This window comes from Streptomyces sp. NPDC102283, assembly GCF_044766265.1.
Taxonomy (GTDB): domain Bacteria; phylum Actinomycetota; class Actinomycetes; order Streptomycetales; family Streptomycetaceae; genus Streptomyces.
The window spans coordinates 51480-76655 of record NZ_JBIWLQ010000026.1; the positions used below are offsets into that span (position 1 = coordinate 51480).

18 protein-coding genes are annotated in these 25176 nt (G+C 72.9%); 2 read left to right on the forward strand and 16 right to left on the reverse strand.

Annotated elements, in window-relative coordinates:
• Positions 1-45: 45 nt before the first annotated feature.
• Positions 46-450 (reverse strand): globin, encoded by a 405-nt coding sequence (locus tag ACIRJT_RS35095; protein WP_003969111.1) that lies wholly within the window; start codon positions 448-450, stop codon positions 46-48.
• A gap of 101 nt (positions 451-551) precedes the next feature.
• On the opposite strand from ACIRJT_RS35095, the gene ACIRJT_RS35100 reads away from it, so the two are divergent.
• A complete protein-coding gene (locus ACIRJT_RS35100; RefSeq protein ID WP_403917604.1) occupies positions 552-1547 on the forward strand; it encodes a methyltransferase domain-containing protein in 996 nt (331 codons plus the stop codon).
• A 17-nt stretch (positions 1548-1564) separates the two neighbouring features.
• Here the strand turns inward: ACIRJT_RS35100 and ACIRJT_RS35105 are convergent, their stop codons facing one another.
• The 14 genes from ACIRJT_RS35105 to ACIRJT_RS35170 all read right to left on the reverse strand — a co-directional run bounded on the left by ACIRJT_RS35105 (position 1565) and on the right by ACIRJT_RS35170 (position 21236).
• Positions 1565-3049: an FHA domain-containing protein gene (locus tag ACIRJT_RS35105; RefSeq protein ID WP_403917607.1), complete on the reverse strand. Its 1485-nt coding sequence runs from the start codon at positions 3047-3049 to the stop codon at positions 1565-1567.
• Positions 3050-3179: 130 nt separating this feature from the next.
• Complete coding sequence (locus ACIRJT_RS35110; protein ID WP_403917609.1) at positions 3180-4541, reverse strand: VWA domain-containing protein; 1362 nt, start codon at positions 4539-4541, stop codon at positions 3180-3182.
• A gap of 90 nt (positions 4542-4631) precedes the next feature.
• Positions 4632-6056, reverse strand: a complete 1425-nt coding sequence (locus ACIRJT_RS35115; protein WP_403917612.1) for a protein phosphatase 2C domain-containing protein — start codon at positions 6054-6056, stop codon at positions 4632-4634.
• A 2-nt stretch (positions 6057-6058) separates the two neighbouring features.
• Positions 6059-8902, reverse strand: a complete 2844-nt coding sequence (locus ACIRJT_RS35120) for a tetratricopeptide repeat protein (RefSeq protein ID WP_403917615.1) — start codon at positions 8900-8902, stop codon at positions 6059-6061.
• Entirely contained in the window at positions 8899-10257 is a 1359-nt protein-coding gene (locus ACIRJT_RS35125) for a hypothetical protein (protein ID WP_403917617.1), read from the reverse strand. Before ACIRJT_RS35125 ends, ACIRJT_RS35120 begins: the two co-directional genes overlap by 4 nt.
• Positions 10258-10375: 118 nt before the next feature.
• Positions 10376-11413: a glutamate ABC transporter substrate-binding protein gene (locus ACIRJT_RS35130; protein WP_403917619.1), complete on the reverse strand. Its 1038-nt coding sequence runs from the start codon at positions 11411-11413 to the stop codon at positions 10376-10378.
• An 11-nt stretch (positions 11414-11424) separates the two neighbouring features.
• Positions 11425-12813, reverse strand: coding sequence for a hypothetical protein (locus ACIRJT_RS35135; RefSeq protein ID WP_403917622.1), 1389 nt, complete (start codon positions 12811-12813; stop codon positions 11425-11427).
• A gap of 422 nt (positions 12814-13235) precedes the next feature.
• Entirely contained in the window at positions 13236-14219 is a 984-nt protein-coding gene (locus ACIRJT_RS35140; RefSeq protein ID WP_403917624.1) for an N-acetylglucosamine kinase, read from the reverse strand.
• Positions 14210-15475, reverse strand: a complete 1266-nt coding sequence (locus tag ACIRJT_RS35145) for a 6-phospho-beta-glucosidase (RefSeq protein ID WP_403917626.1) — start codon at positions 15473-15475, stop codon at positions 14210-14212. Before ACIRJT_RS35145 ends, ACIRJT_RS35140 begins: the two co-directional genes overlap by 10 nt.
• Before the next feature lies 1 nt (position 15476).
• On the reverse strand, positions 15477-16388 hold the full coding sequence (locus tag ACIRJT_RS35150; RefSeq protein ID WP_403917629.1) for a carbohydrate ABC transporter permease: 912 nt from the start codon (positions 16386-16388) through the stop codon (positions 15477-15479).
• Between the two features lie 3 nt (positions 16389-16391).
• The gene (locus tag ACIRJT_RS35155; protein WP_403917632.1) at positions 16392-17333 is read right to left on the reverse strand and encodes a carbohydrate ABC transporter permease; all 942 of its coding nucleotides are present in this window, start codon (positions 17331-17333) and stop codon (positions 16392-16394) included.
• Positions 17334-17339: 6 nt separating this feature from the next.
• Positions 17340-18671 (reverse strand): ABC transporter substrate-binding protein, encoded by a 1332-nt coding sequence (locus ACIRJT_RS35160; protein ID WP_403917634.1) that lies wholly within the window; start codon positions 18669-18671, stop codon positions 17340-17342.
• 60 nt (positions 18672-18731) lie between these two features.
• A complete protein-coding gene (locus tag ACIRJT_RS35165; RefSeq protein ID WP_403917637.1) occupies positions 18732-19955 on the reverse strand; it encodes an ROK family protein in 1224 nt (407 codons plus the stop codon).
• A 216-nt stretch (positions 19956-20171) separates the two neighbouring features.
• On the reverse strand, positions 20172-21236 hold the full coding sequence (locus ACIRJT_RS35170) for a mechanosensitive ion channel family protein (RefSeq protein ID WP_403917638.1): 1065 nt from the start codon (positions 21234-21236) through the stop codon (positions 20172-20174).
• Between the two features lie 314 nt (positions 21237-21550).
• Between ACIRJT_RS35170 and ACIRJT_RS35175 the strand changes: the two genes are divergently transcribed.
• On the forward strand, positions 21551-22087 hold the full coding sequence (locus ACIRJT_RS35175) for an HNH endonuclease (RefSeq protein WP_403917640.1): 537 nt from the start codon (positions 21551-21553) through the stop codon (positions 22085-22087).
• A 67-nt stretch (positions 22088-22154) separates the two neighbouring features.
• On the opposite strand, the gene ACIRJT_RS35180 is transcribed toward ACIRJT_RS35175, so the two are convergent.
• The gene (locus ACIRJT_RS35180; RefSeq protein WP_403917643.1) at positions 22155-25145 is read right to left on the reverse strand and encodes a beta-N-acetylglucosaminidase domain-containing protein; all 2991 of its coding nucleotides are present in this window, start codon (positions 25143-25145) and stop codon (positions 22155-22157) included.
• Positions 25146-25176 lie beyond the last annotated feature (31 nt).

A 25176-nucleotide genomic window follows, 5' to 3' on the forward strand; every position in this document is an offset into this window, starting at 1 on the left:
CAGGTCGCCGTGGTGACGGTGATCAGGCCGCGGTGCTGACGCCGATCAGTCGGCGGTGTTGACCATCGAGGCGGCGGCGTAGGTCAGGTAGTCCCACAGCTGCCGCTCGTGCTCGGGCGCGAGCCCCAGCTCGTCCAGCGCGACCCGCATATGGGCGAGCCAGGCGTCATGCGCCGCCCGGTCCACCCGGAACGGTGCGTGCCGCATCCGCAGCCGCGGGTGGCCCCGGTGGTCGCTGTAGGTGCGCGGGCCGCCCCAGTACTGCATCAGGAACAGCGCGAACCGCTCCTCGGCCGGACCCAGATCCTCCTCCGGATACATCGGCCGCAGCAGCTCGTCGCCCGCCACGCCCTCGTAGAAGCGATGCACCAGGCGCCGGAAGGTCGCCTCGCCGCCGACCTGCTCGTAGAAGGTCTGCTCCTGAAGCGTGTCGCGCGGAATCTCAGTCACCCGTCCATGGTCGCAGACGTACCGGCCGAGGGCGGCGGTCCTAGGACCAAGGGCCGAAAAGCCCGCTCGCCCGCACGGCCCCGGCGCAGGACAGTGGAGACATGGGTGCACAACGGCAAGGCCCCTCGCCGCCCGACGCCGAGGCCGGCGCGGCGCGGGAGGCCCTCGTGCGGGAGATCGCCGCACGGGGCGAGCTCACCGACCCCGCCTGGCGCACGGCCTTCGCCGAGGTGCCCCGCCACTTGTTCGTGCCGTTCTACTACGTGCACGGAATCCGGGGCTTCGAGCGCCTGTGGGGCGAGGACCCCGATCCCGAACGGCGCTCCCGCTGGCTGCGCGGGGTGTACGCGGACGGGGCGCTGGCCACCCGCGTCAAGGACGGCGAACTCATCTCGTCCTCCAGCCAGCCGTCCCTGATGGCCCTGATGCTCGACGCCCTCGACGTACGGGACGGACACACGGTCCTGGAGATCGGCACCGGCCCCGGCTACAACGCGGCGCTGCTCGCCCACCGGCTCGGCGACCCCGCGGTGACCAGCGTCGACCTGGACCCGGAGATCACGGAGTCGGCCCGGGGCCACCTCGCGGCGGCCGGACACCACCCGACGGTGGTCACCGGCGACGGGGCCCGGGGCTGCCCGCAGCGCGCTCCGTACGACCGGATCATCGCGACCTGCACCCTGCCGTCCGTACCGGGTACCTGGCCGGAACAGTGCCGTCCGGGGGCGCGCATCCTCGCGCCGCTCGCCACCGGCCTGGTCTCGCTGCAGGTCCGCGCGACGGCGCACGGCCCGCGTGCCGAGGGGCACTTCCTGCACACCCCGGCGTACTTCGTGCCCCTGCGCGGGGCGCTTCCGGGGCCCGGCGTGCTGCCGCACCTCGGCGGACTGCCGCGCCGGGTCGCCGGGGACGACCTCTTCCGGTTCCTCCTGACCCTGACCGCGGGCACCCTCGATCCGCACGAGGCCCTCGACCTCTGGGAGCGCGAGGAGCGCCCGCAGCGGGAGAGGTACGGCATCACGGTCGGCCAGGGCCGGCAGTGGGCCTGGCTGGATGACCCGCAGGGCCCGTACACCTGGCCGCTCGCCGCCGGGTGAGGCGGCGCGTGCCGCCCTCAGTCCCGGCGCACCGTGATCGTCGTCCACGCCCCGACGTGCACCTGGTCGCCGTCCTGGAGCGGTACGGGTACGTAGGGCTGGATCGGGTCCTCGGCGCCGTTCAGCGTGGTGCCGTTGGTGGAGTTCTGGTCCACGACCGCCCAGCCGCCGTCGGGCTGCTGCACCAGCACCGCGTGCTGGTGCGAGACGCCCGGGTCCTCCGGGGGCACCGACAGGTCGACGTCGGGGGACTCGCCGGTGCTGTGGCGGCGGCGCCCGATGGTGATCTGGCTCCCGGTGAGCGGAAGGCGCTGCTCCGGGGAGTACGCGGGCAGGTTCAGCCCGGTCGCCTCGGGGCCGCTGCGCTGCATCATCGCGAGGAAGTACGCGCGGTCCGGAGCGATCACGGCGGTCCAGGAGGCGGACTGCTGGGGACGGCCCTGACCGGGCGCCCCGCCGTGCTGCTGACCCTGGTCGAAGCCCTGGTCCTGGCCGTGCTGCGGACCGTGACCCTGCTGGCCCGGCCTGCCGTGCTGGTCGTACCCCTGGCCCTGGTCCGGTCCGTGGCCCTGCCCCTGGTGGGGGCCGGGCTGCTGGAACGCCTGCGGTGGCTGAGGCTGATGGGGCTGTGACTGCTGGGGCTGCTGGGCCTGGGAGGGCGGCGGCAGTATCCAGTCGTCCCCGCCGGCGGTGGGCCCCGGCGACTGCTGCTGCTGTTGCGGCGGTGCGAAGGGCGAGGCCTGCTGCGGCTCGAACGGCGAGGGTCCGGACTGCTGGGGCTCGAACGGCGAGCGGGTCGAGGGCCCCGACTGCTGCGGTTCGAACGGCGAAGGTCCGGACTGCTGCTGCGGCGGAGGACCCTGATGGAACGAGGGCGGCGGCGGGGGCCCCTGCTGGAACGCCTGCGGCGGAGGCCCGCCCTGGCCGCCGTTCCCGCCCGGACCGCCGTTCCCGTGCGGACCGTTCTGCTCGGGGGCGAGCGGCTCGGCGGGACGGTTCATCTGCGAGGGGCGGGAGCCCTGGTAGTCGAACGGGTCGCGCGGCTGGGGCGCGCCGGGCGGGCCGCCCGGCCCGCCGGGACCGGCCTGTCCACCGGGACCACCGAGGCCGCCGGGTCCACCAGGACCGGGTCGGCCGCCGGGACCCTGCGCCTGGAATCCGGGCGGCAGGTTGAGGCCGGGCGGAGGTCCGCCGGGCGCCCCGTGCTGCGGGGCCAGCGGGGTGTAGGAGGTCGCCGTGTTGGTGAGGAAGTTCCAGCGGCACTCCTCGCAGTACGGCGCCATGGCCTCACGCGGCGTGCGGCACTGCGGGCACAGCTCCGCCTGCATGGTGGGCCGGCCGTCGCCGGAACCCTGCTGCGGATAGCCGTAACCGGGCGCGGGCGGCGGAGGAGGAGGCGGGGGCACCGCGCCCGCGGGCGCACCGCCGGTGGCCATGCGGTGTCCGCAGACCTCGCACCAGTCCTCGGAACCCGACTGGTGTCCGTTCGGGCAGGTCGGCATGTCGGCGCTTCCCCCTCTCCTCGTCCGGCCCCGGAGGCCGTCATGCTGTCGATCGCGGGCGTCCTCGCCCAGCGCATACGTCTGGTCGCTCTGTGCTCACGGCCGGTGGTCGTTCGATGACCGTGCCGTGTTACTTCTTGACGCGAACGGTCTTGGTGGAGCGCGTTTCGAGGGTCATCTCGTCCGCTTCCGCAACCTTCGCCTTCAGTCGCACAGTACCCGTCGCGGCATCGACGACGTCGACCACCTTCGAAAGCAGTTTCGCAGTGTCCTGGTTCCCGGACGCCGACGCCAGCTGCACCGCACGGCCCAGTTTCGCCGTCGCGCCGTCGAAGTCGCCCGACTTGCGGGCGTCCAGGCCCTGCTGGATGACCTGTGCCAGTTCCGCCTGGCCCGTGTAGTGCGCGACCTGCGGATTGATCGAGGTCGAGGCCACCATGTCGTCCGTCCACACGGCCCGTACGAGCCCCTGCGACAAGGTCTGCGGGGCGCCCGCGCCCGAGGGGTCGGGCAGGACCAGTGAGACGCGGGCGGCCAGCATCTCCTGGCCGATCCCGGCCTCCGGCACCAGGACGCACACGTGGTAGTCGCGGGACTCGTCGCCCCAGGAACCGGTCGGGTAGTCCCCGGCCCGGGGCCCTGCCCCGGTCCGCCGACCGGTCAGGTCCGCGACCGTCGGCGCGACCTGCTTCACGAACCGGATCTCCACCCCCACCGGCGTCCAGAGCCGCAGCGCCACGTCCGCGACCTCCTTGCCCATGGCGTTCTCCATCATCCGCGTGAAGTCCGCGGCCAGGCCCGCCGGGTCGGCGACGATGTCGGCGGTGCCGAGGAGGGCGGCGGCGATGCCGGTGACCTCCTTCACCTCCCAGTCGGTGCCCACCCCGCGGGCGTCGCAGGTGAACCGGCCGGCGCAGGAGTCCAGGGCCGCCCGCAGGTCCTCGGGCGCCTCGTGCTCGTTGCGCCCGTCGGTCAGCAGGATGCCGTGCCGGATGCCCACCTCGGCCGAGCCCAGCAACCGGTCGGCCAGCCGCAGCCAGGTGCCGATCGCGGTGCCCCCGCCCGCGCTCAGCTTCCGCAGGGCGTCCTTGGCCTGCGCCTTCGTCTGCTGGTCGGCGACCGCGAGCCGCCCGTTGCCCGGATAGACGTCCTTGGCCACATGCGTTCCGGCGACCACCGCGAACCGGGTGCCCTCGCGCAGGGCGTCGATGGCCGCCGCCGTCGCGTCGCGAGCGTTGCGCATCTTCGTCGGCGGGTAGTCCATCGAGCCCGAGCAGTCGACCATCAGCACCACGGCCGCGTCGGGACCCCGTCCGGGCCCGTACGCGGGCGCGGGCGCCGAACCCGCCAGCGGTATGCCGCCGGTGGTGCCGCCGCCGGTCGAGGTCACGGTGACGATCGCGTTGACCTCACGGCCGCCCTCGGGCAGGAACTCGTTCTGGTACACCTCGACCGAGAACTGCGGCACGTTCGACTTGGAGAAGTTGGCCATCTGGTCGGCTCCTTGAGGCTCCACAGGCGATCTGGTGAAGAGGGGACGCGGGCGGCTGACACGAGGTCGGGGCAGGGACGGAGGACCGGCTCAAACGGTGTCGCAGGCCGATCCTGCCCCTTGCGGCCGCACGGCGAACGGCAGAAGCGCCACTGTTACGTTGTCGTGGCCCCCGCCGTCGAGAGCGTGCCCGACGAGCATCCGGGCCGCGCGCAGCGGCTGTTCCCGGGCGTCGGCCGGGACGGCGGCCGCCATCTCCTCGGCGGATTCCGCGTAGTTCCACAGGCCGTCCGTGCACACGACGACCAGGCCCGGCCGGTCCGGCTTGAACGCGGCGGTGTGCGGCTCCAGTTCGTACGCGTCCGCGCCGAGCCAGCCGGTGATGGCGTGCGCGCGCTCGTCCGCGTACGCCTCCGCCTCGTTCATCAGGCCGGCCGCCACCATCTGCGCCGCCCAGGAGTCGTCCTCGGTGAGCCGGGCCGTCGGCCGGGTCCGGTCCTCCGGCACCCAGTAGACCCGGCTGTCGCCGACCCAGCCGACGATCAGCAGACCGCCCGCCATGATCGCGCCGACCAGGGTGCAGGCCGGAGCGTTCTGGTGGCGGTGCGCGTCGTGCTCCCTCGCCCCGGCCGGTTCCTGCGCCAGGGCGTTGACCGCCTCGGACGCGGCGACGATCGCCTCGTGCATCGCCGTCTGCGGGTGCGTACCGCGCGGCAGGGACTCCAGCAGCGACTCGTTGGCCGCGCTCGCGGCGGCAGCCGAGGCCTCGTCGGGACGGCTCGCCGAGGAGACGCCGTCGCAGACGATCGCGACGACGGCGGCCGAGCCGTCCGGCAGCGCGGTGGAGGACACCGCGAAGGAGTCCTCGTTGCGGTGGTGGCGCAGGCCCCGGTCGCTGACGGCGGCCACCGCGTCGAGCTCCTGCTCCATGTGGTCGCGTTCGCGCGGCTGGGCGTGCCCGCAGTTCTCGCAGTAGCCGTCGGGGTCCACCCGGCCGGAGCGGCAGGCCACACATACCTTCGCCCCGGGCGCGGGAGCGGCGCCGAGCGAGGCGGTGTGCTCGGGCGCCCGGGGATCGGGCGCGGCCAGCGGGAAGTCACCGGCGGCCTCCGCACCGCCCGGGTCCGCCCGGTGGTCGTGGCGCACCTGGGCGGCCGCGGACTCCGGCCCGCCCGCCCGCACCGGCCCGGGCGGTGAGGCGGCGCCCGGCCTGTCCGGGCCGGTGAGCGGCCTGCCGCCCGAGTCCGTCCCCGGCACGTCCGTCGGACGGACCACGGGCGCGGGCACGTCCGAGCTGTCGGTCTCCTCGGCGGCGGGCCATCCCACCGCCCGGGCCGCCTCGGCCGCAGGGGCGGCCGGGGGCACGGTGATGGCCATCGTGGGCCGGTCGTCGGGGCGCGGCGGAACGGCCGCGAGGTCGTAGCCGCACACCCCGCAGAACAGGTCGCCCGCGGCCGGCGGCTCCTCGCAGCCGGGACACTTCGACAGGGCGGGCTGCTGGTGGCTCTGTGACATCTTCACACCCACGTCCGGGGGCGGAAACGGTTGGCCCGCTCCACCAGTTCGATCCTCTCGTCGCCCCGCTGCGCGAGCCGGGCGAGCATCCGGTACGAGCGTTCCAGCCCGAACCGCAGCCCCCGCTCGTTCAGTTCGGCGCCGAGCAGCTTGCCTGCCCCGGACGAACCGGCGGCCGGTCCGCCCAGCCCCGGGACACCGGGACTACCGGAGAGTACCCAGTCGAGCGCCTTGCCCAGTACCTCGGTCGACAACTGCTCGTGACGCACCGGGTCCAGGCCGAAGGCGGCCAGCGCCGCCACCTGGACGCCGGCGGCCGTCAGGTCGGCCAGCAGCGGCTCCCGGTGCGAGCGCTCGCGCAGCCGCGCCCGCACGGCGGCGACCCGGGCCGCCGTGTAGTGGATCGAGGCCTCCGGCACCGACTCCAGGGTGCCCACCGCCCCGGCCCGCTCACCGGCGGCGATCTGCACCCGGGCCAGGCCGAACGCCGCGCTGACGAACCCCGGATCGGTCGCCCACACCAGGCGGTAGTACTCGGCGGCGTTGTCCAGCTGGCCCAGCACCTCCGCACAGATCCCGAGTGCCAGCTTGGGCGCCATCTCCCCGGGGAACGCGTCGTAGACCGCGTCGAAGGAGAGCGCCGCCGTCTCGTGGTCACCGGTCACCAGCGAGGTCACGCCGCGGTACCAGACGACCCGCCAGTCGTCCGGGTGTTCACCCTCCAGGGTGGTCAGCGCGCGGGCCGCCGAGTCCAGCTCCCGCATCTCCAGCCGGGCCCGCAACTCCCGCAGCCGGGTCTCCAGCGAGGGGGCCGCCACGGTGTGCAGGGCCGTGATCAGCTCGGCCGGGGCGGAGGCCATGAGACCGGCGAGGAAACCGGCGTTCGGGTCCATGGCGTCGACCCGGGGGACCGGCAGCGCCAGCGACGTGGCCCGCGTGTCGAACAGGGCGAGCAGGACGCCCCCGGAGGTCGCCCCGAAGGGCCCGTACGGTCCGGTCGCGACGTACGGCCCGGCCGACGTGCCCGGGGCCGGCTCGGCCGCCCGGGGCGCCGGGACCGGAGCCTGCGCCGGGGGAGCGTACGCGAGCGGGGCACCGCCCTGCGCCGAACCCCGGACATGGGTCGGCGGCGCCGCCAGCGGAGAGGCCCCCGCCGGGCCCGAGGGGCGGGCCCCCGCCGGACCGGGCGGCTGGGCGCCCACGGGCAGCGCCCCGGCCACCGCGGCCGTCACGGCCCCCGGCTCGACCGGAGCCGCGCCGCCGTGGGGCTGCCACGTGCCGCCCTGCGCGGGGACGCCGGACGGCGGGCCGCCGCGGCCCTTGCGGCCCAGGAGACCGCCGCGCCCGGAGCCGGTGTCCCGGCCGCCCAGCCGTGACACGTCGTCCGTCTGCCGGGCGAACAACTCGGTGTCGATCACCCGCAGTTCCGGGCCGAACAACGTCGACAGGGCGGGGCGCGGCCGACCCGTCTGGAGCGCCACGACCTCCCGCAGCACCCCTGTCAGCTGCTCGGCCATCTCCGCGGCCGAGGCGAACCGGCGGGCCGGATCCGGGTCGGTGGCCCGCACCAGCAGCCGGTAGAACGACTCGTAGGTCCGGAACACCTCGATGTTGTCCGGGTCCGGCAGCGAGTCCACGAAGACGTTCGTGTACCCCTGGAAGTCGAAGGTGAGGACCGCCAGCGTCCGGGCCACCGTGTAGAGGTCGGAGGCCACCGACGGGCCCACTTCCGCGACCTCGGGGGCCTGGTAGCCGACCGTCCCGTAGATGGCCGACTCCTCGTCGTCCATCCGGCGCACCGCGCCCATGTCGATCAGCTTGAGCTGGTCCTCGGTCTGGATCGCGTTGTCGACCTTGAAGTCGCAGTAGAGGAGGTTGCGGCTGTGCAGATGGCCGAGCGCCTCCAGCGCCTCGATCCCGTACGCGCAGGCCTGCTCGACCGGCAGCGGGTCGCGCTTCCCGGCCGGGGTGCGGCGCTCGTTGGCGATCTCCTTGAGCGCCTTGCCGCCGACGTACTCCATCACGATGTAGCCGTCGAGCGAGCCGGTCCGCTGGTCCAGGTGCTCGACGAAGTTGTAGATCCGCACGATGTTGGAGTGCTCGATCTCGGCGAGGAAGCGGCGCTCGGAGATCGCGGCGGCCATCGCGTCCTGGTCGCCGGTGTCCAACAGGCCCTTGAGGACCACCCAGCGGTCCGACACGGCACGGTCCACCGCCAGATACACCCAGCCGAGCCCGCCGTGCGCCAGGCAGCCCACGACCTCGTACTGGCCGTGCACGATGTCGCCGCCGGCCAGCTTCGGCACGAAGGAGTACGGGTGGCCGCACTTGGTGCAGAACCCCTCGGTGCGGCCCGGCCGTTCACCGCGCGAACGGCCCACCGGCGCACCGCAGTCCGAACGGGAGCAGAACCGCTTGCGCTCGGGCACCTCCGGGTTCTCCATCACCGCCGTACGCGGATCGGGCCGGGGCACGTCCGGGACCTCCACCAGGCCGACCCCGAGCCGCCCCCGGGCCGACGCGGCCGACGTCGAGCCGGAGGAACGCACCGAGACCGAACGGGAGGTGGCCGCCCCGGACAGCGAGCGCGACAGCCGGCCGGAGACCGAGCGGCGCGAGGTCGACGAACGGGACGAGGCGCGTCCGGAGGCGCGGGAGCTGGACCGCCCCGACGAGCTGCCCCGGCTGCTCGCCCGGCCGCCCCCGGCGATCCCGGTCGGCGGCGAGGAGACCATGCCCGTCGGCGAGACGACCGGAGCCAGACCGCAGGTGTCGCAGTACAGCTCACCGCCGCCCATGTCCTCGTAGTTCCCCTCGCACGCGGGGCGCTGGCACTGCGTACTCATCGTGTCTCCCCCTCTTCGCCGCTGCCCGTGGCCCGCCCGTCCTGCGGCCCGTCGGCCCGGCGCGGCGTCAGCATCTCCGCGACCGCGTGCTGGTAGCGCAGGACGGCCTGCTCGGCGACCCGCAGATCGCACGGCGCGCTCCACAGCATGCGGCGCGCCGCGTCGTACCGCTCGATCAGCACCGGGTCCTCCGCCAGCCCGTGCCGGGCCACCTTCGCCTTGAACGCGTCGAGCCGGCCGCGCAGCTCCGCACGGACCGCCAGCGGGGCCGTCACCGAGGTCAGCGACTCCCGGGCGCGCAGCAGTTCGTCCTCGGCCTCCTGCTCCAGCGACTCCAGCAGCGGCGACAGCCGGTGCCACTGGGCGTACCTGCGGTGGTCCGACGCCGCCGCCAGCCGCTCCTGGAGGGCGGTCGGCGGCCCGCTGACCGCGGGCACCTCGGAGGCGGCGATCTTGGCCAGCACCTCGCCGCGCGCCGCCCTCGCCTCCGTCAGCGTGCGGTCGGCCCGCGAGAGCACGTCCCGCAGCCGCACCAGCCGCGCCTCGGCGTCCTGCCGGACCGTGAGCACCGCCTCGATCTCCCGCCGTACGTCCTCCAGGGCGCGGGCCGCCCGGTCGTAGCGCGAGGTGTCGGGGCGGCCGCCGCCCGGCGCGGCGCTGCCGGGCCCCGGCAGCCAGAACGCCAGCGGGTCGGAGATCACCTGAACCCGCAGTGTGGCCAGCTCCTCGGTGATCTCCGCCAGGTCGTCCCCGGCCGGATGTTCACCGGGCCGCACCCCCACGCTGTGCGCCAGCGAACGTGTCCGGTGCAGCTCGGCGGCGAGCAGGTCGATACGGGCGGGCAGCGCCGACCACACGGAGTCGGAGGAGACCACCATGTCCAGGGACCTGGCGTACAGCTCGTTCATCCGGGCGACCAACTCCTGGAGGGAGAACCGCTCGGAGAGCCTGGCCGGACCCGCGACCGAGGGCGGCGGCACGGCCCCCGGATTGGCGACGGTGACGGCCTCGCCGCGCAGCAGGTCGGTCAGCGCGGTGAGGTCCTCCCGGTTCGGGTGGCGCCGCCGCGCACGGATCTCCCGGGCCTCGGACAGGGCGCCGGCGTACGCGTCGAAATAGCCCCAGAGCAGGGTGATCGACTGATCGGTCGTGGCCCAGCGCTCCCGGGTGACGCCGGTCAGCTCGGCGCCCTCCAGGAGCCGGCGGCCGGCATGGTCCTGGAGCGCGAGGAGCGAGGTCTCGATGGCCTCGTGCTCCGCACCGAGCCGGGCCAGCGCACGGTCCGCCTCCTCCCGGTCCAGGACCGGGCCGGGGGGCCTCCCCGCGAAGCTGGGGAAGGATCCCGCGACGCCCATCGATCACCTCTCCGCTCTCCCCGCCGGGCCGGTGGGCCCGGCGGGATCGGTCTGTCTCGGTCTGCTCGCCCTGTACCGGTCCGCTCGCCCCGGTCCGTGCGCGTGGGTGCGCTCCGGGTCAGTCGCCTCGGTACTTGGGGGCGGGCGGGCCCTCTATGCCGGGCAGCCCGGCCGCCAGCCACTTGCGGTACGACGTCATCCAGGGGCTGTTGTCACCGCCCGCCCGGTAGTCGACGAGGACCTTGTTCACCCGGGCCACCAGGTCGTCGGCGCCCTTCATCGCCGCGACGCCGTAGAACTCGGTGGTGAACGAGGTCTTCCCCTTGAGCTCCACCGCCGGGTCCTGCGCCGCCTGACCGGCCGCCAGGGCGTTGTCCGTGACGACCGCGTCGACCTCGCCGAGCTGGAGCCGCACCAGGCAGTCCAGCTGGTTGGGCACGGTCAGCAGGTCCCGGTCGCGCTCGGTGCCGTCGAAGTCGTCCTTGTAGAGCGCCCCGAACGACTTCCTCTCCAGAGCCTCGTACGCCGTGGAGCCCTCGGCCGAGCAGACCCGCTTGCCCTTCAGCGACGCGTCGTAGCCGGTGATCGTCGACTGCTTCGGGGCGAGCACCTGCTGCCCGGTCTGGAAGTAGGCGGTGGAGAAGGAGACCTGCTCCAGTCGCTTGCAGTTGATCGTCATCGTCCGCACGACGACGTCGACCCGGTCGTTCTCCAGGGCGGCGATGCGCTGGTTGGTGGGGATCGCACGGAAGATCACCGCGTCCGGGTCGCCCAGGATGTCCTTGGCGATGGCCCGCACCAGATCGATGTCGAACCCTTCGAGCTCACGGTTCTCCGGATTGCGGTAGCCCCAGCGGAAGCTGTTCTGGTCGACGCCCGCGATCAGCTTGCCGCGCTGCTTGATCCTGTCGATGAGGGGCCCGCCGTCGGCCGACGCGGGCAGGCTCGCCTCCGGCTCGGTGCACTCCTCGGCCCGTGCCCGGTCGGCCGTCACCGCCCCGCCGCCCGTGGCGCCCGCCCCTGCGGCCCCGCCGCTGTGGTGGGTCAGCGGCAGCAGGGTGACTGCCGCGGTGACCGCGCACGCCGCCGCCATCCCCGCCACGCCGCCCCAGCCGCGCAGGCCTCCGCGCGCGGGACGCTCCTTCGACCTGCTCATCGCTGCCCCTCTCACCGGTACTCCGAGAGCCTGCGGTTGACCCCGACGATCACGGCGGCGGCCCCCAGGACCGCCAGCGCCGCCCCACCGGTCGGCAGGCCCCGCAGGGCCCCGCGCCCGTCCTCCGCCGCCGAGGTGAACTCGCCCTGCTCATGCGCGAGCGCCTTCTCCAGCGCGGCGTCCACCCGCTGGAAGGACTGCCCGGTGGACTTGTCGGACCCGATGATCTTCGCCAGGGCGCCGTCGTATTCGCCGCGGTCGTCCGTGGCCCGCGCCTCGCGGTGGCGGACCTGCCACTCGGCCGCGCCCTCGGCCGCGTCGACCACCGGAGCGTTCCCGCTCTCGTCGTCCGCGAGCCGGTCGGCCTTCTCCAACTGGACCTTCAACGCCTTCATCCCCGTGCCGTAGTCCGCCTCGTACTGGTCGGCGGAGCCGTCGGGGGTCAGCACGGCGCCGCGCGCCACCAGCGTGAGGTTCTCGTTGGCGCGCGCCTTCAGGGAGCTGATCCGCGCGTCGTTGAGCACATCCAGGGACGCCTGGCCGTGCACCATCGCCGACCGCAGCTCCGCACGGGCCACCGCGTGCCCCACGGCCAGCCAGAGCACCACCACCGAGGCGGCGGCAGTCGCCGCCAGCAGCCCGTGGTTCAGCACCCGGTTCGTCCGGCGGTAGGTGCGCCGCTGCATCCACACCAGCGCGCCGAGCACCAGGATCCCGGCACAGAGCGACAGGACGGGCCACTGCCGGGCGTCGGCGGAGTCCGTCTCCAGCCGACCCGTCTCCGCCGCGTACAACCGCTCGGCGGCCGGCAGCATCTCGCCGGTCATCTTCTGGTTCGCGTACCGGAGATAGGCGCCGCCCAGCGGCAGGCCCTGGCGGTTGTTGGCGCGGGCGCGCTCGATCAGGCCCGTGTAGACCGGGAGCAGCTTGTTGAGGGTGGCTATCTCACGGCTGGACGCGCTGTCGGAGTCGGTGCTCCCGGACGCTTTCACCAGCAGCCGGGCCGCCTCCTCGATGTCCTTCCGATACTGCTCCTGCACGGCCTCGGGCTCCTGCGCGCCCGCGAGGAACCCACTGGCCGCCGTCGTGTCCGCGTCCGCCAGGAAGCGGTAGATGCCCGCCGCGTCGGCGCTGAGCGGCTGACTGCGGTTGACCACGTCGTCGGCCGACGACGCCCGCGACGAGATCTCCAGGGTGGTCACCGCGCCGAACGCCAGGACCAGCAGTGCCAGGACGGCTCCGATGATCTGGAGCCGGCCGGGCTCGGTCGTCGCCACGGCGCGCAGGCGCTCCGCCTGCGCGGCCCACGTGGTGCGGCGCTGTGCGTCCACGCCGGCGTGCGCGGACGCCGGATCCGGCGTCCGCAGCGTCTGCGAGCCGCCGCTCGGCGGGTGTGTCACTCGACCTCCCCCTCGGTCACTGACGGCGGGCCCGCGTCCCCGGCCCAGGGAAGCGCACCCGGCCAGAAGTATGGCCGCGGGGACGGACATCCACACCAGGAACGCCCGATTCCCGCAGGGGTCTCCACCGCGGACCCCACCGCGGACGACCGCGGACCCCCATCGGTCCCCGCATTCGATCAGGGCGGACGCGGCCGATCAAGACAAGCGGTGCAACGTGCCCTGATACATCCCCATAAGCGAACGGACTCCCCATCAGGTACACGTTCCAGGAGTCCGATCGGTTCCCTCCGGTCCCTCACGTGCCAGGTCTTCACCCGTACGAGGAGCGTCCCCCCACGCGAACCGCGTGGGGGGACGCCCCGTGACCTACGACGTGCTCCGGTCCTCAGAGGCACTGCCCCTCGGACGCACCGCCCTCCTCAGACGTACTGCGTGCGCAGCCTCCGGTGGACCTCCGGCGCCGCGCCCGTACGGTCCAGCCCCAGCAGTGCCGCGCCCAGCACCGGCGGCTCGGACACGACGCGCACCCCGGCCTTCGGGGCGCGTGCCGCGAGGAGTTCGGTGATCCGGTCGTTCAGCTGCGGATGGCGCGCGGCCAGCACGCTGCCGCCCAGCAGCACCGGAGCCTCCTCCGCCAGCAGACCGAGCCGGCTCAGCGCGACCGACGCCATCGCCACCACCTCCTCGGCCAGCCGCTCCACCAGTGCGAAGGCCACCGGGTCCCCGCCCGCGGCCGTCGCGAACAGCACGGGCGTCAGCTCGTGCCGCCGCGCCGACGGGATCCCGCCCCGGTGCAGCGCCTCGATGAGCGCGTACATCGAGGCGAGCCCGAAGTGGCCGGGCAGCGCACGGGCCAGCTCGGAGGGTTCGCCGCGCCCGTCCTCGGCGCGCGCGGCGAACCACAGCGCCTCCTCCGCGAGCCCCGAACCGCCGCCCCAGTCACCGGATATCCGCCCGATCGCGGGGAAGCGCGCTGTCCGCCCGTCCGGGGTCATGCCCACGCAGTTGATCCCGGCTCCGCACACCACCGCGACGCCCCGGGGCTCGTCCACCCCGGCGCGCAGGATGGCGAAGGTGTCGTTGCGCACCTCCACCGAGGAGCCCCAGCCGCGAGCCTCCAGGGCCGCGGCCAACTCGGCTTCCTCGACCGGCAGATCGGCGTTGGCCAGGCACGCGGAGACATGGGCGGAAGCATCGAACGCGCCACCGGTGTCCGGCAGCTCCGCGACGGCCCGCGCCAGCGCGGCGGCCAGCACGTCGATCGCGGCCTCCACCCCGACCACGGGCGGCTGGAAGCCGCCGCCGCGCGCCGAGGACAGCACGGTGCCGTCCTCGCCGATCAGTGCCACGTCGGTCTTGCTGTTGCCCGCGTCGATGGCGACGACCGACACGTTCACGCCCACGAAAGGTGCTCCCGGTTGTGCGCGATCAGCCGGTCGGTGAGGCCCTCGGCGTACTCGTACTGGCCGATCAGCGGGTGGGCGAGGAGAGCCTTGAAGACCCGGTCCCGGCCCCCGCGCAGCGCGGCTTCCAGGGCGAGGTCCTCGTACGCCGTCACGTTGGCGATCAGACCGGCGTACAGCGGGTCCAGCGCGGGGACGGCCAGCGGTGTCGCGCCGTCGTGCCCGACGCGGGCCTGGACCTCGATCACCGCGTCGTCCGGGAGGAACGGCAGGGTCCCGTTGTTGTACGTGTTGACCACCTGGACCGGGGAGCCGCCGTTGCCCAGCAAGGAGGCCGCCAGGTCCACGGCCGCCTCGGAGTAGAACGCGCCGCCGCGCTTGGCGAGCAGCTCGGGCTTCGTGTCCAGTGTCGGGTCGCCGTACATCGCGAGCAGTTCCTTCTCCATCGCCGCGACCTCGGCGGCCCGGGACGGCTTGGTGCCGAGCTCCCTGACCACCTCGTCGTGGGAGTAGAAGTAGCGCAGGTAGTAGGAGGGGACGACACCGAGCCGGTCGACGACCTGCCGGGGCATACGGAGGTCGTCGGCGATGGCGTCGCCGTGCTCGGCGAGCAGTTTCGGCAGGACGTTCTCGCCGTCCGGGCCGCCCAGGCGCACCCCCAGCTCCCAGGTCAGGTGGTTGAGCCCGACGTGGTCCAGGTGCACCTCGGAGGGGTTCACGTCCAGCAGCCGGGCGAACTTCCGCTGGAAGCCGATCGCCACGTTGCACAGGCCGACGGCCTTGTGCCCGGCCTGGAGCAGGGCGCGGGTGACGATGCCGACCGGGTTGGTGAAGTCGATGATCCAGGCGTCCGGGTTGGCGCGGCGGACCCGTTCGGCGATGTCCAGGACGACCGGCACGGTGCGCAGGGCCTTGGCGAGGCCGCCGGCGCCGGTGGTCTCCTGGCCGACGCAGCCGCACTCCAGCGGCCAGGTCTCGTCCTGGTTGCGCGCGGCCTGTCCGCCGACGCGCAGCTGGAGCAGGACCGCGTCGGCGTCGGCGACGCCCGCGTCGATGTCGGTGGTGGTAGTGATCCTCCCGGCGTGGTCCTGCTTGGCGAAGATCCGCCGGGCGAGACCTCCCACCAGGTCCAGGCGGTCGGCCGCCGGATCGACGAGCACCAGCTCCTCGATCGGCAGCGTGTCCCGCAGCCGGGCGAATCCGTCGATCAGTTCAGGGGTGTAGGTGGACCCGCCACCCACTACTGCGAGCTTCATGTCAGCCCTTTACTCCGGTCAGTGTGACGCCCTCGACGAATGCCTTCTGGGCAAAGAAGAAGACGGCGATCACGGGGGCCATGACCAGAACGGTCGCGGCCATGGTCAGGTTCCAGTCGGTGTGGTGTGCGCCCTTGAAGGATTCGAGGCCGTAACTGAGCGTCCAGGCGGCCGGGTTCTCGGAGGCGTAGATCTGCGGTCCGAAGTAGTCGTTCCAGGCGGCGAAGAACTGGAAGAGGGCGATGGCCGCGATGCCGGGCTTGGCCATCGGCAGGACGACCTTCATCAGCGTACGGAACTCACCGCAGCCGTCGACCTTGGCGGCGTCCAGGTACTCGTTCGGGATGGTCAGCAGGAACTGCCGCAGCAGGAAGATGGAGAACGCGTCGCCGAAGGCCATCGGGATGATCAGCGGCCACAAGGTGCCGGACAGGTCCATCTGCTTCGCCCAGAACAGGTACATCGGGATGATGACGACCTGCGGCGGCAGCATCATCATCGAGATGACGAGCATCAGCGACAGCTTGCGGCCCCGGAAGCGGAACTTCGCCAGCGCGTACGCCACCGGGACGGACGAGACGACGGTGAGGACGGTGCCGACGCCCGCGTACAGCAGGGTGTTGCGCCACCAGGTGAGGAAGCCCGGGGTGTTGAAGACCCGCTCGTAGTTGCCCCACTCCCAGGTGTTCGGGGTGAGGTCGCGGGTCAGTGCCTGCTGGTCGCTCATCAGCGAGGTCAGCACCACGAAGACGAACGGCAGCACGAAGAAGAGCGCGGCGGCGATCCCGAGCGAGTGCACGGCGATCCAGTGCAGCAGCGCCTTGCGGCGGGCGGTGCGCGCGGCGGGAGTCCGCGCGGAGGTTCCCGGGGAGGCGGTGGCGGTCTTGTCGACGGTGTCGAGGAGTTGGGTCATGGCTCAGTCACCGGCCTGGATCAGGTTGTTGCGGCCCCGCATGAGCAGCGCGGTGAAGGCCATGGCCAGGGCGAACAGGACGAGGGCGACGACGCAGGCCGCGCCGTAGTCGAAGCGCTGGAAGCCCAGGTTGTAGACGAGCTGCGGGAGCGTCAGTGTCGACTTGTCGGGATAGCCGGGTTCGAAGGACTGGCCGGAGCCGCCGATGACCCCCGAGGCCACCTTTCCGGCGACGAGTGGCTGCGTGTAGTACTGCATCGCCTGGATGACGCCCGTCACGACGGCGAACAGCACGATCGGCGAGATGTTCGGCAGCGTCACGAAGCGGAACTTCTGCCAGGCGGACGCGCCGTCCAGCTCGGCCGCCTCGTACTGCTCGGTCGGCACGTCCAGCAGCGACGCCATGAAGATGACCATCAGGTCCCCGATGCCCCACACCGCGAGCATGGTGAGCGCCGGCTTGGACCAGGTGGCGTCGTTGAACCAGCCCGGCGTCGGCAGCCCCAGGTCTCCGAGGATCGCGTTGACGGGCCCGGTGCCGGGGTTGAGCAGAAAGACGAAGGCGAGCGTCGCGGCGACCGGAGGGGCCAGATAGGGCAGGTAGAACAGGGTCCGGAAGACCCCGGTCCCCGTCTTGATCCTGGTGATCAGCATGCCGACGCCGAGGCCGAAGACGACCCGGCAGGTGACCATGACGAGGACCAGCCACAGCGTGTTGCGCAGCGACGGCCAGAACATCGGGTAGTCGCTGAAGACGTAGGTCCAGTTGGTCAGCCCGTTGAAGACCGGAGCCCCGAAGCCGTCGTACTGGGTGAAGGAGAAGTAGACGGTCGAGAGCATCGGGTAGACGAAGAAGACCGAGAACCCGATCAGCCACGGCGACATGAAGGCCGCCGTGCGCAGCGCCGACCTGCGGCGCTTCGAGCGGAGTGTGTGCGTCGTCATCGGGGGCTACTTGGCCTTGGCGATGTCGGTGTCGATCTGCTTCGCGGTCTTCTCCAGACCGGCCTGCAGGTCCTTCACCGCGCCCTTCTCGTACTGGTAGCCGAAGTCCTGGATCGTCTGCTGGTACGTCGAGCCGTTGACGGCCCCGTCGGGGGTGTTGGACTTCGGGTGCTGCGCGATGTCCAGGAAGGTCTTGAAACGCGGGTCGAACTTCAGGTCGGGGGACTTCAGCGCCTCGAAGGTGGAGGGCACGTTGCGGATGCCGTTGGCGAAGTCCACGACCGCCTTCGTGTCGCTGGTCATGAACTTGACCAGCTCCCAGGCGGCGTTCTGCTTCGTGCTGGCCGGGGCGATGCCCACGATGGTGCCGGAGAGGAAGCCCTTGCCGTAGCTGTCGGCCTCGTCGTCGGCGACGGGCATCGGCGCGACGCCGATCTCGAAGCCGGGCTCGGTGTCCTCGGCCATTCCGAGCCGCCACTCGCCGTCCAGCTGCATGGCCACCTGCCCGGTGTGGAACGGGTGCTTGGCGCCCCACTCGTCACCGAAGGTGCCCCGGTACTTCTCCAGCCTGTCGTAGCCGCCGAGGTCCTCGACGAGCTTCTTCTGGTACGTGAACATCTCCGCGAACGCCGGGTCCTTGGCGATGTCGGACTTGCCGTTCTCGTCGAAGTACCTGTGGTCCCACGAGGACATGTAGTGGTCGGCGACGGTCTCGTAACCGTGGAAGGTCGGCATGAAGCCGAGCTGCTCGTAGCTGTCGCCCTTCTCCACCGTCAGCTTCTTGGCGATGCTCGCCAGCTCCGACATGGTCTTCGGCGGCGCGGTGATGCCGGCCTTCTCGAAGGCGTCCTTGTTGTAGTAGAGGCCGTAGGCGTCGGTGAGCAGCGGCAGGGCGCAGCGCTTGCCCTCGAACTGGGTGTAGTCCAGGAGGACCTTCGGGAAGGTCTTCTCCAGGTCGAGCTTCGACTTCTCGATGAACGGCTTCAGGTCCGCGAACGCGCCGGACGAGCAGAACTTGCCGACGTTGGCCGTGGTGAAGGAGGAGACCACGTCGGGCCCGTTCGAACCGCCCGCGCGCAGCGCCTGGTTGAGCTTGTCGTCGTTGATGTTGCCGGAGACCTTCACCGTGATGTTCGGGTGGGCCTTCTCGAACCGGTCGATGTTGTCCTTGACCGCCTTCACCTCGGCGGGCGCGCTCCAGCCGTGCCAGAAGTTGATCGTGGTCTTCGCGTTCGGGTCGTCGGAGGCGCCGGCCTCCGACTGGCCGGTACACGCGGTGGCGAGCACCGATATCGCGGCGACGGCGACAGCGGTGGTGGTGAGACGACTTGTGCGCATGACAAAACTCCCAGGGACGGGGAAGAGGCAGACGGCGGGGAACGGGGGGAGGAGCGTGGTTCAGCGCGAGGTGTCGAACACTTCGTCGCGGGTGTCGGCGAGGGCCCTCTCCAGGGCTCCGCGCAGTACGGGGGTGCGGTCGATCTCGCCGACCACCAGGCGCGGCCGGGAGGCGGCGAGCTCGGACAGCTCGGACTGGATCAGGGAGCGCAGGATCTCGCCGCCCGCCGCGACCGCGCCGCCGGAGAGCACGATCAGCCCGGGGTCCAGGACGGCGGTGACGGAGGCGAGCCCGGTGGCGAGCCGCTGGGCGTACTGGCGCAGCAGCTCGGTGAGCGGCTCGTCCCGCTCGTACGCGTCGGCCGCCCGCGCCAGCAGTTCGGCGGCGACCTTCGCGTACGGCTGCTGCGGGGTGTCGACGCCCAGCGCCTTCGCGAGCCGGGGCACCGCCTGGGCGCCCGCCAGCTCCTGGAAGCCGCCGCTGTTGGCCTTGACGACCTGGCGCACGAGCGGGGTGCCCGGCACCGGGAGGAAGCCGACCTCGCCCGCGCCGCCGGTGAAGCCGCGGTGCAGTCGGCCGTTGATGACGAGGGCGGCGCCGAGGCCCTCCTCGTTCCACAGCAGGACGAAGTCCTCGTGACCGCGGGCGGCGCCCAGGCGCTGCTCGGCGACGGCGACCAGATTGACGTCGTTCTCGTACTCCACCGGCATCGGCAGGAACGCGGCCAGCTCGTCCAGCAGGGTGGGGGAGTGCCAGCCGGGCAGGTGCGAGGCGTAGCGCAGCCGTCCGGTGCCCGGGTCGAAGGCGCCCGGGGTGCCGATGACGAGCCGGTGGACGTCGGCGCGGGTGAGCCCGGCGTCCTTCACCGCCCCGTCGAGCGCGTCGGCGACCTGGCGCACCACGCTGTCGGCGCGCCGGCCCGGCGTCGCCAGCTCGAACTCCCCGACGGTCCGCCCGGTCACGTCCGCGACGGCGGCGACGATCCGCCGCCCGTTCACGTCGAGCCCGGCCACGTGGGCGGCCCGCGCGTTCACGGTGTAGAGCTGCGCGTTGGGCCCGGGGCGACCCTCGCTGGTCCCGGTGGCGACGACCAGACCGGCCGCCTCCAGCCGGGCCAGGAGCTGGGACGCGGTGGGCTTGGAGAGGCCGGTCAGCTTCCCGATCCGGGTCCGGGAGAGCGGCCCGTGCTCCAGCAGCAGATCGAGGGCGGCCCGGTCGTTCATGGCCCGCAGCACCCGTGGTGTGCCCGGGGTGCCGGGTGCGCCGGGAGTGGGTCCCGCCATCGTGGATGCACCGCCCTCTGTTCAGGACCTCCGGAGCGGATCCGGAGAAACTCTGTTAGGAAAGTTTCCTATTCGGTTGAGAGGACGGTAGGGCGCAGGTCACCGGGGCGTCAATGGGTGACCCCCGTCCGGCAATCAAAGTGTTACCCGGCACCGCGACGCCCCCGGCCGCCACCCTGGGGTCCAGGGTGGCGGCCGGGGGCGTCGCGGCAGGTGCTACTTGGCCAGGTTCGGCGGCGGTATCGGGGTCGCCGCCAGCGACTGCGGGGAGACGGCCGAGGCGTACGCCGACGGGGCGGCCATCGCGGCCGTCGGGTCCGCCGTGGACTCGCCCTCCACCTGGAGCGGCAGGGTGCCGACCATCCTGATGCCGGCGTCGTCCAGCGCCTGCTTGATGCGCCAGCGCAGCTCGCGCTCCACACCGAGCGCCTTGCCCGGCATCGTCTTGGCGGTGACGCGGACGGTCATGGAGTCCAGCAGGACCGCGTCCAGGCCGAGCACCTCCACCGGACCCCACAGCCGCTCCGACCAGGGCTCTTCCTTCGTCATCGTGTCGGCGGCCGCGGCGATCGCCTCGCGGACGTGCTCCAGCTTCTCCGTCGGACGCACCGTGACGTCGACCCCGGCCGTGGACCAGCCCTGGCTGAGGTTGCCTATCCGCTTCACCTCGCCGTTGCGGACGTACCAGATCTCGCCGTTGTCGCCGCGCAGCTTGGTGACGCGCAGCCCCACCTCGATGACCTCGCCGGAGGCGACGCCCGCGTCGACGGTGTCCCCGACGCCGTACTGGTCCTCAAGGATCATGAAGACGCCGGAGAGGAAGTCCGTGACCAGGTTGCGGGCGCCGAAGCCGAGTGCCACACCCGCGACACCGGCGGAGGCGAGGAGTGGAGCCAGGTTGATCTTGAAGGCGCCCAGGACCATCAGGGCGGCCGTTCCCATGATCACGAACGAGGCCACCGAGCGCAGCACCGAGCCGATCGCCTCCGAGCGCTGGCGTCTGCGCTCGGCGTTCACCAGCAGCCCGCCCAGCGCCGTGCCCTCCACCGCCTGGGCGCCGCGGTTCATCCGCTCGATCAGATTGGTCAGGGCGCGCCGGATCAGATAACGCAGCGTGATCGCGACCGCCACGATCACCAGGATGCGCAACCCGGTGCTCAGCCAGGTGGACCAGTTCTCCTCGACCCAGCCCGCGGCGTTCCCGGCCTGTTCGGCGGCTTCGCCCAGCGAGCCGCCCGGCTCGGGAGACGGGGCTGCGGCCAAGAGGACGGACAGGGACACGACAGGGACCTCCAGGGGGACGACGGCTGGTCAACAACACTAACGAAGCAGGGGGAGTGGATCGTTGCCGTCGCGGGAGGAGAGACGGGTCTCACCGGGAACACCTCCGCTGTGGCCGATCGCACAGTGCGGACGGCCACCCAGGTGAAACACCTGTTCGGAACCGCCGAACGGTGTGCGGAGCCCGGAGTGAGAAAAATCCTCCCGGCCCGTTACCCGTACGTGGTGGCGCTTTGACCAGGCATGAGGAGAGACTGAGATCGGATCGTCCCGGCGCGAGCCACGCGCCGCCGGCGTACAAGGAGGCATCCACCGTGCCGCACGTCCTGGTTCTCAACGCGTCGTACGAGCCGCTCGGCGTCGTACCGCTCCGCCGCGCGCTCGTCCTCGTCCTGGAGAACAAGGCCATCTGCCTTGAAGAGTCCGGCTCCTTTCTGCACAGTGCAACCCGTGCCGTGCCCGCACCCAGTGTGGTCCGGCTCAAGCGCTTCGTCCGGGTCCCCTACCGAGGCCCCGTCCCGCTGACGCGGCGGGCGCTGTTCGCCCGGGACGGCGGGCGCTGCATGTACTGCGGGGCCGCCGCGACCAGCGTCGACCACGTCATCCCGCGCAGCCGCGGCGGGCAGCACGCCTGGGACAACGTGGTGGCGGCCTGCCGCCGCTGCAACCACGTGAAGGCCGACCGCCATCTGCCCGAGCTCGGCTGGCGGCTGCGCCACCCGCCCGCCCCGCCGACCGGCCTGGCCTGGCGGATCATCGGAACCGGACACCGCGACCCGCGCTGGCTGCCGTATCTGCAACCGTTCGGCGCGGACGACGTGATGGCCCGGATCGACGGCGTGTCCGCCTGAGACCGGGCCTTCGTCGTCCCCCGGCCCACTCCTGCCCCGCTCCCGGGCCGCCCCGGCCTGCTCCCGCTCAGTCGTCCGCGACCGCGTACGCCTCCACCGACCAGAGCGAGTAGCCGTACTCCGTCGCCCGGCCGTCCCCCTGCACCCGGATGAACCGGGTGTCCTTCGCGTCCATCCGGACCGACTCGCGCCCGCCCCGGCCCTGCGCCACCGTCGCGGCGGTGCGCCAGACGCGGCCGTCGGCGGAGACCTGCACGCGGTAGCGGGAGGCGTACGCGTCCTGCCAGTTCAGCACCACCTGGCCCAGGCGCACCGGCTCCGGCAGCTCGGCCCCCCACCAGGCCCCGTCCTCCACCGGCGAGGACCACCGGGTCTCCGGATCGCCGTCCAGGGCCGCCGAAGCGGGGAAGTCCGGGGTCTCGTCGCCGGACGACGAGGCCTTCGCCGTACGGGCCAGATCCGGGCCGCCCGTACGCGGGAAGGCCCGCACGGTCAGCGTGGACTCCTGGCCGCCGAAGGTCAACGGGACCTCGTACTCGCCGGCCGGGGTGTCCGCCGGGACGGTGATGTCCACGGGCACGTCGGTGCGCGATCCGCGCGGCACGGTCGTCTGCTTCGGGACCCGCACCTCGATCCCCTCGGGGGCCTTCGCGGTGAGCTTGCCCTTCACCTCGACCGGACGCCGCCCGGCCAGCCGCGCCGCGACCCGCTGGGGCTCGCCGCCGATCTCCGCGTCCGTCTCGCCGCGCGTCAGGTCGAGCGTGGCGGCGGGCTCGTCGCCGAACCACGGCACCAGGGCACGCACCTGCGGGGACCCCGCCACGACGGCGGGGGAGGGGGGCAGGGTGGGGCTGAGGTAGGAGGGCGGGGCGGTGCGGGCGGCCTCCGGCACCGTGACCCGTACGGCGTCCGCGCGCAGCCCCTTCGCGGCGGTCTGGGTCCAGCCGCTCGGCGAGAGCTTCCCGAGGGCCCGCCACCCCTGCCCGGGCACGTGCGCCTCCACGACCGCGTCGGCGAGGGCGCCTCCGGGCTCGGCGAGCGCCGTGACGGCCTCCACCGGGCGGGGCCCGGCCAGCCGGACCGTATAGCTGTGCGCGTCCTTGACGACCCGGCCCGAGGCGCGGTCGGTGCCGTTCCACCCGGCCGACACCTTCGCCGCCCTGTCCAGGAACGGGTCCAGCACGCCCTCGCCGACCGTGGCCCGGCTCGCCGCGATCTCCTCGCGCAGCGGCTCCAGGGCCAGTTGGATGCGCCAGGCGGCGGCGCCGTCCCCGGCGGCCTGGGCCTGGAGCAGGTCCACCGCGAGCTCGCCGGCCCGGCCGTAGCGGGCCAGCTGCTCCGTCCAGGGGCGCACCTCGTCGGTCAGCCGGCCGTCGGCGAGGGTCTTCAGCCGCTCGGGGGCCCCGCGCATCACGGAGAAGGCCGCGCGCAGCTCGTCCGCCGCCCTGTCGCGCCGGGAGCCGTCCGCGCGGGAGTTCCAGAACGCGGCGAACAGGGGCTGGAGGTAGGCGGACTCCTTCGCGCCGAGCACCGAGCCCGCGCTGTTCCCGGCCAGCGCCAGCAGCGCCTCCCGGGCGCCCGCGTCGCCGCCCGCCAGATCCTCGACGGCCGCCCGCCACGACTCGTCCGGGCGGTAGCCCTTCGGGTTCCAGGCGAAGTCGGCGGCGGTGAACAGCGGGATCCGCGAGGCGGACGCCTGCTCCATCGCGTTGGCCAGCAGCGCCGCCGAACCGCTCGCCACCGCCGGGTCCCGGCCGGTGTACGGGCCGAGGAAGATGCGGTCCTGGGCGTAGTCGTTGACCGGGTAGTTGTCCATCGTCACCAGCGGGTGGCGGAACGCGGCGCGGGCCCCGGCCAGTTCACCGCCGGTGATCTTCTTCGGCACCACCCCGACACCGGTCCAGGCCACTTGCGCCCGGTCGTCCAGCTCGGCCGCCAGCGCGGTGCGGTAGTCGGTGGCCCCGTCCTGGTAGAACTCCGTCGGCAGCACCGACAGCGGGGCCGCGTCCGGGTGCCGTTCCTCCAGATGCCGGGCGAGGGCGCCAGCGACCCGGGCCTGCGCGCGGGCCGCCGCCTTCGGGCCGCTGCCGAAGGTCTCCGCGTCCAGGTCGCAGTGCCACTCGCTGTAGCTGACGTCCTGGAACTGGAGCTGGAAGACCCGGATGCCCAGCGCCCACATGGCGTCGATCTTCTTCGTCAGCGCCCGGACGTCCTGGTCCGAGGCCATGCACATCGCCTGACCGGGAGAGACCGCCCAGCCGAGCGTGACGTGCTCGGCGCGCGCCCGCTCGGCGAGCGCCCGGAAGTCGGCCCGCTTGTCGGCCGGGTACGGCTCGCGCCAGCGCGCCAGCCGGTAGGGGTCGTCGCCCGCCGCGTAGAGATAGCGGTTCTGCTTGGTGCGGCCCATGAAGGAGACCTGGGCGAGCCGTTCCTCGCGGGTCCACGGCTCTCCGTAGAACCCCTCGGCCATGCCGCGTGCGGCGGTTCCCGGCCAGTCCCGTACGGTCACCCCGGCCACCGAGCCGTCGGAGACCAGCTGACGCAGGGTCTGGACGGCGTGGAAGAGGCCGTCGGAGCCGAGCCCGTCCAGCGCGACGGTGGCGCGTCCGGAGACCTGGCCGACCGCGATCCGGTAGCCGCCCGAGGGCAGGTCGGCCTGTTCGGGAGCGCGCAGCGCCCGCAGCGCCTCGCCGGCTCCGCTGCCGCCGACACGGATCACGGGCCCGCCGCCCGGCAGGCTCTCGTGCAGGGTGCGGACGCCCGCCCCGCGCAGCAGTGTGCGCGCCTGCTCGACGGCGTGACGATCGGCGTCGGGCGCGGCGACGAGCGTGGCCTCGGTGCCCAGCGGCACGGCGGGCCCGGTGGCCTTCATGCTCTGCGGCCGGGGCCATACGGGCGGGGTCAGCGCGCTGTCGGAGCGGTCTGCGGAGCCGACCGCGGGCCTTTCGGGATCGGCGGGAGCGGCCGTCGCGGCCGGAGCGACGGAGACGGATCCGAGGAGTCCGCCGATCACGGCGGCGGCCACGGCCGCCGCCTGCCTTCTGCGTCCGATCCGCACGTCGCGCTCCCCCTCGTCACGTCCAACTGCC

Bases quoted from the DNA above. Each gene is read 5' to 3' on its own strand.
- ACIRJT_RS35100 (WP_403917604.1), top strand. From the start codon at position 552: ATGGGTGCACAACGGCAAGGCCCCTCGCCGCCCGACGCCGAGGCCGGC.
- ACIRJT_RS35105 (WP_403917607.1), bottom strand. From the start codon at position 3,049: ATGCCGACCTGCCCGAACGGACACCAGTCGGGTTCCGAGGACTGGTGC.
- ACIRJT_RS35110 (WP_403917609.1), bottom strand. From the start codon at position 4,541: ATGGCCAACTTCTCCAAGTCGAACGTGCCGCAGTTCTCGGTCGAGGTG.
- ACIRJT_RS35115 (WP_403917612.1), bottom strand. From the start codon at position 6,056: ATGTCACAGAGCCACCAGCAGCCCGCCCTGTCGAAGTGTCCCGGCTGC.
- ACIRJT_RS35120 (WP_403917615.1), bottom strand. From the start codon at position 8,902: ATGAGTACGCAGTGCCAGCGCCCCGCGTGCGAGGGGAACTACGAGGAC.
- ACIRJT_RS35125 (WP_403917617.1), bottom strand. From the start codon at position 10,257: ATGGGCGTCGCGGGATCCTTCCCCAGCTTCGCGGGGAGGCCCCCCGGC.
- ACIRJT_RS35130 (WP_403917619.1), bottom strand. From the start codon at position 11,413: ATGAGCAGGTCGAAGGAGCGTCCCGCGCGCGGAGGCCTGCGCGGCTGG.
- ACIRJT_RS35145 (WP_403917626.1), bottom strand. From the start codon at position 15,475: ATGAAGCTCGCAGTAGTGGGTGGCGGGTCCACCTACACCCCTGAACTG.
- ACIRJT_RS35150 (WP_403917629.1), bottom strand. From the start codon at position 16,388: ATGACCCAACTCCTCGACACCGTCGACAAGACCGCCACCGCCTCCCCG.
- ACIRJT_RS35155 (WP_403917632.1), bottom strand. From the start codon at position 17,333: ATGACGACGCACACACTCCGCTCGAAGCGCCGCAGGTCGGCGCTGCGC.
- ACIRJT_RS35160 (WP_403917634.1), bottom strand. From the start codon at position 18,671: ATGCGCACAAGTCGTCTCACCACCACCGCTGTCGCCGTCGCCGCGATA.
- ACIRJT_RS35165 (WP_403917637.1), bottom strand. From the start codon at position 19,955: ATGGCGGGACCCACTCCCGGCGCACCCGGCACCCCGGGCACACCACGG.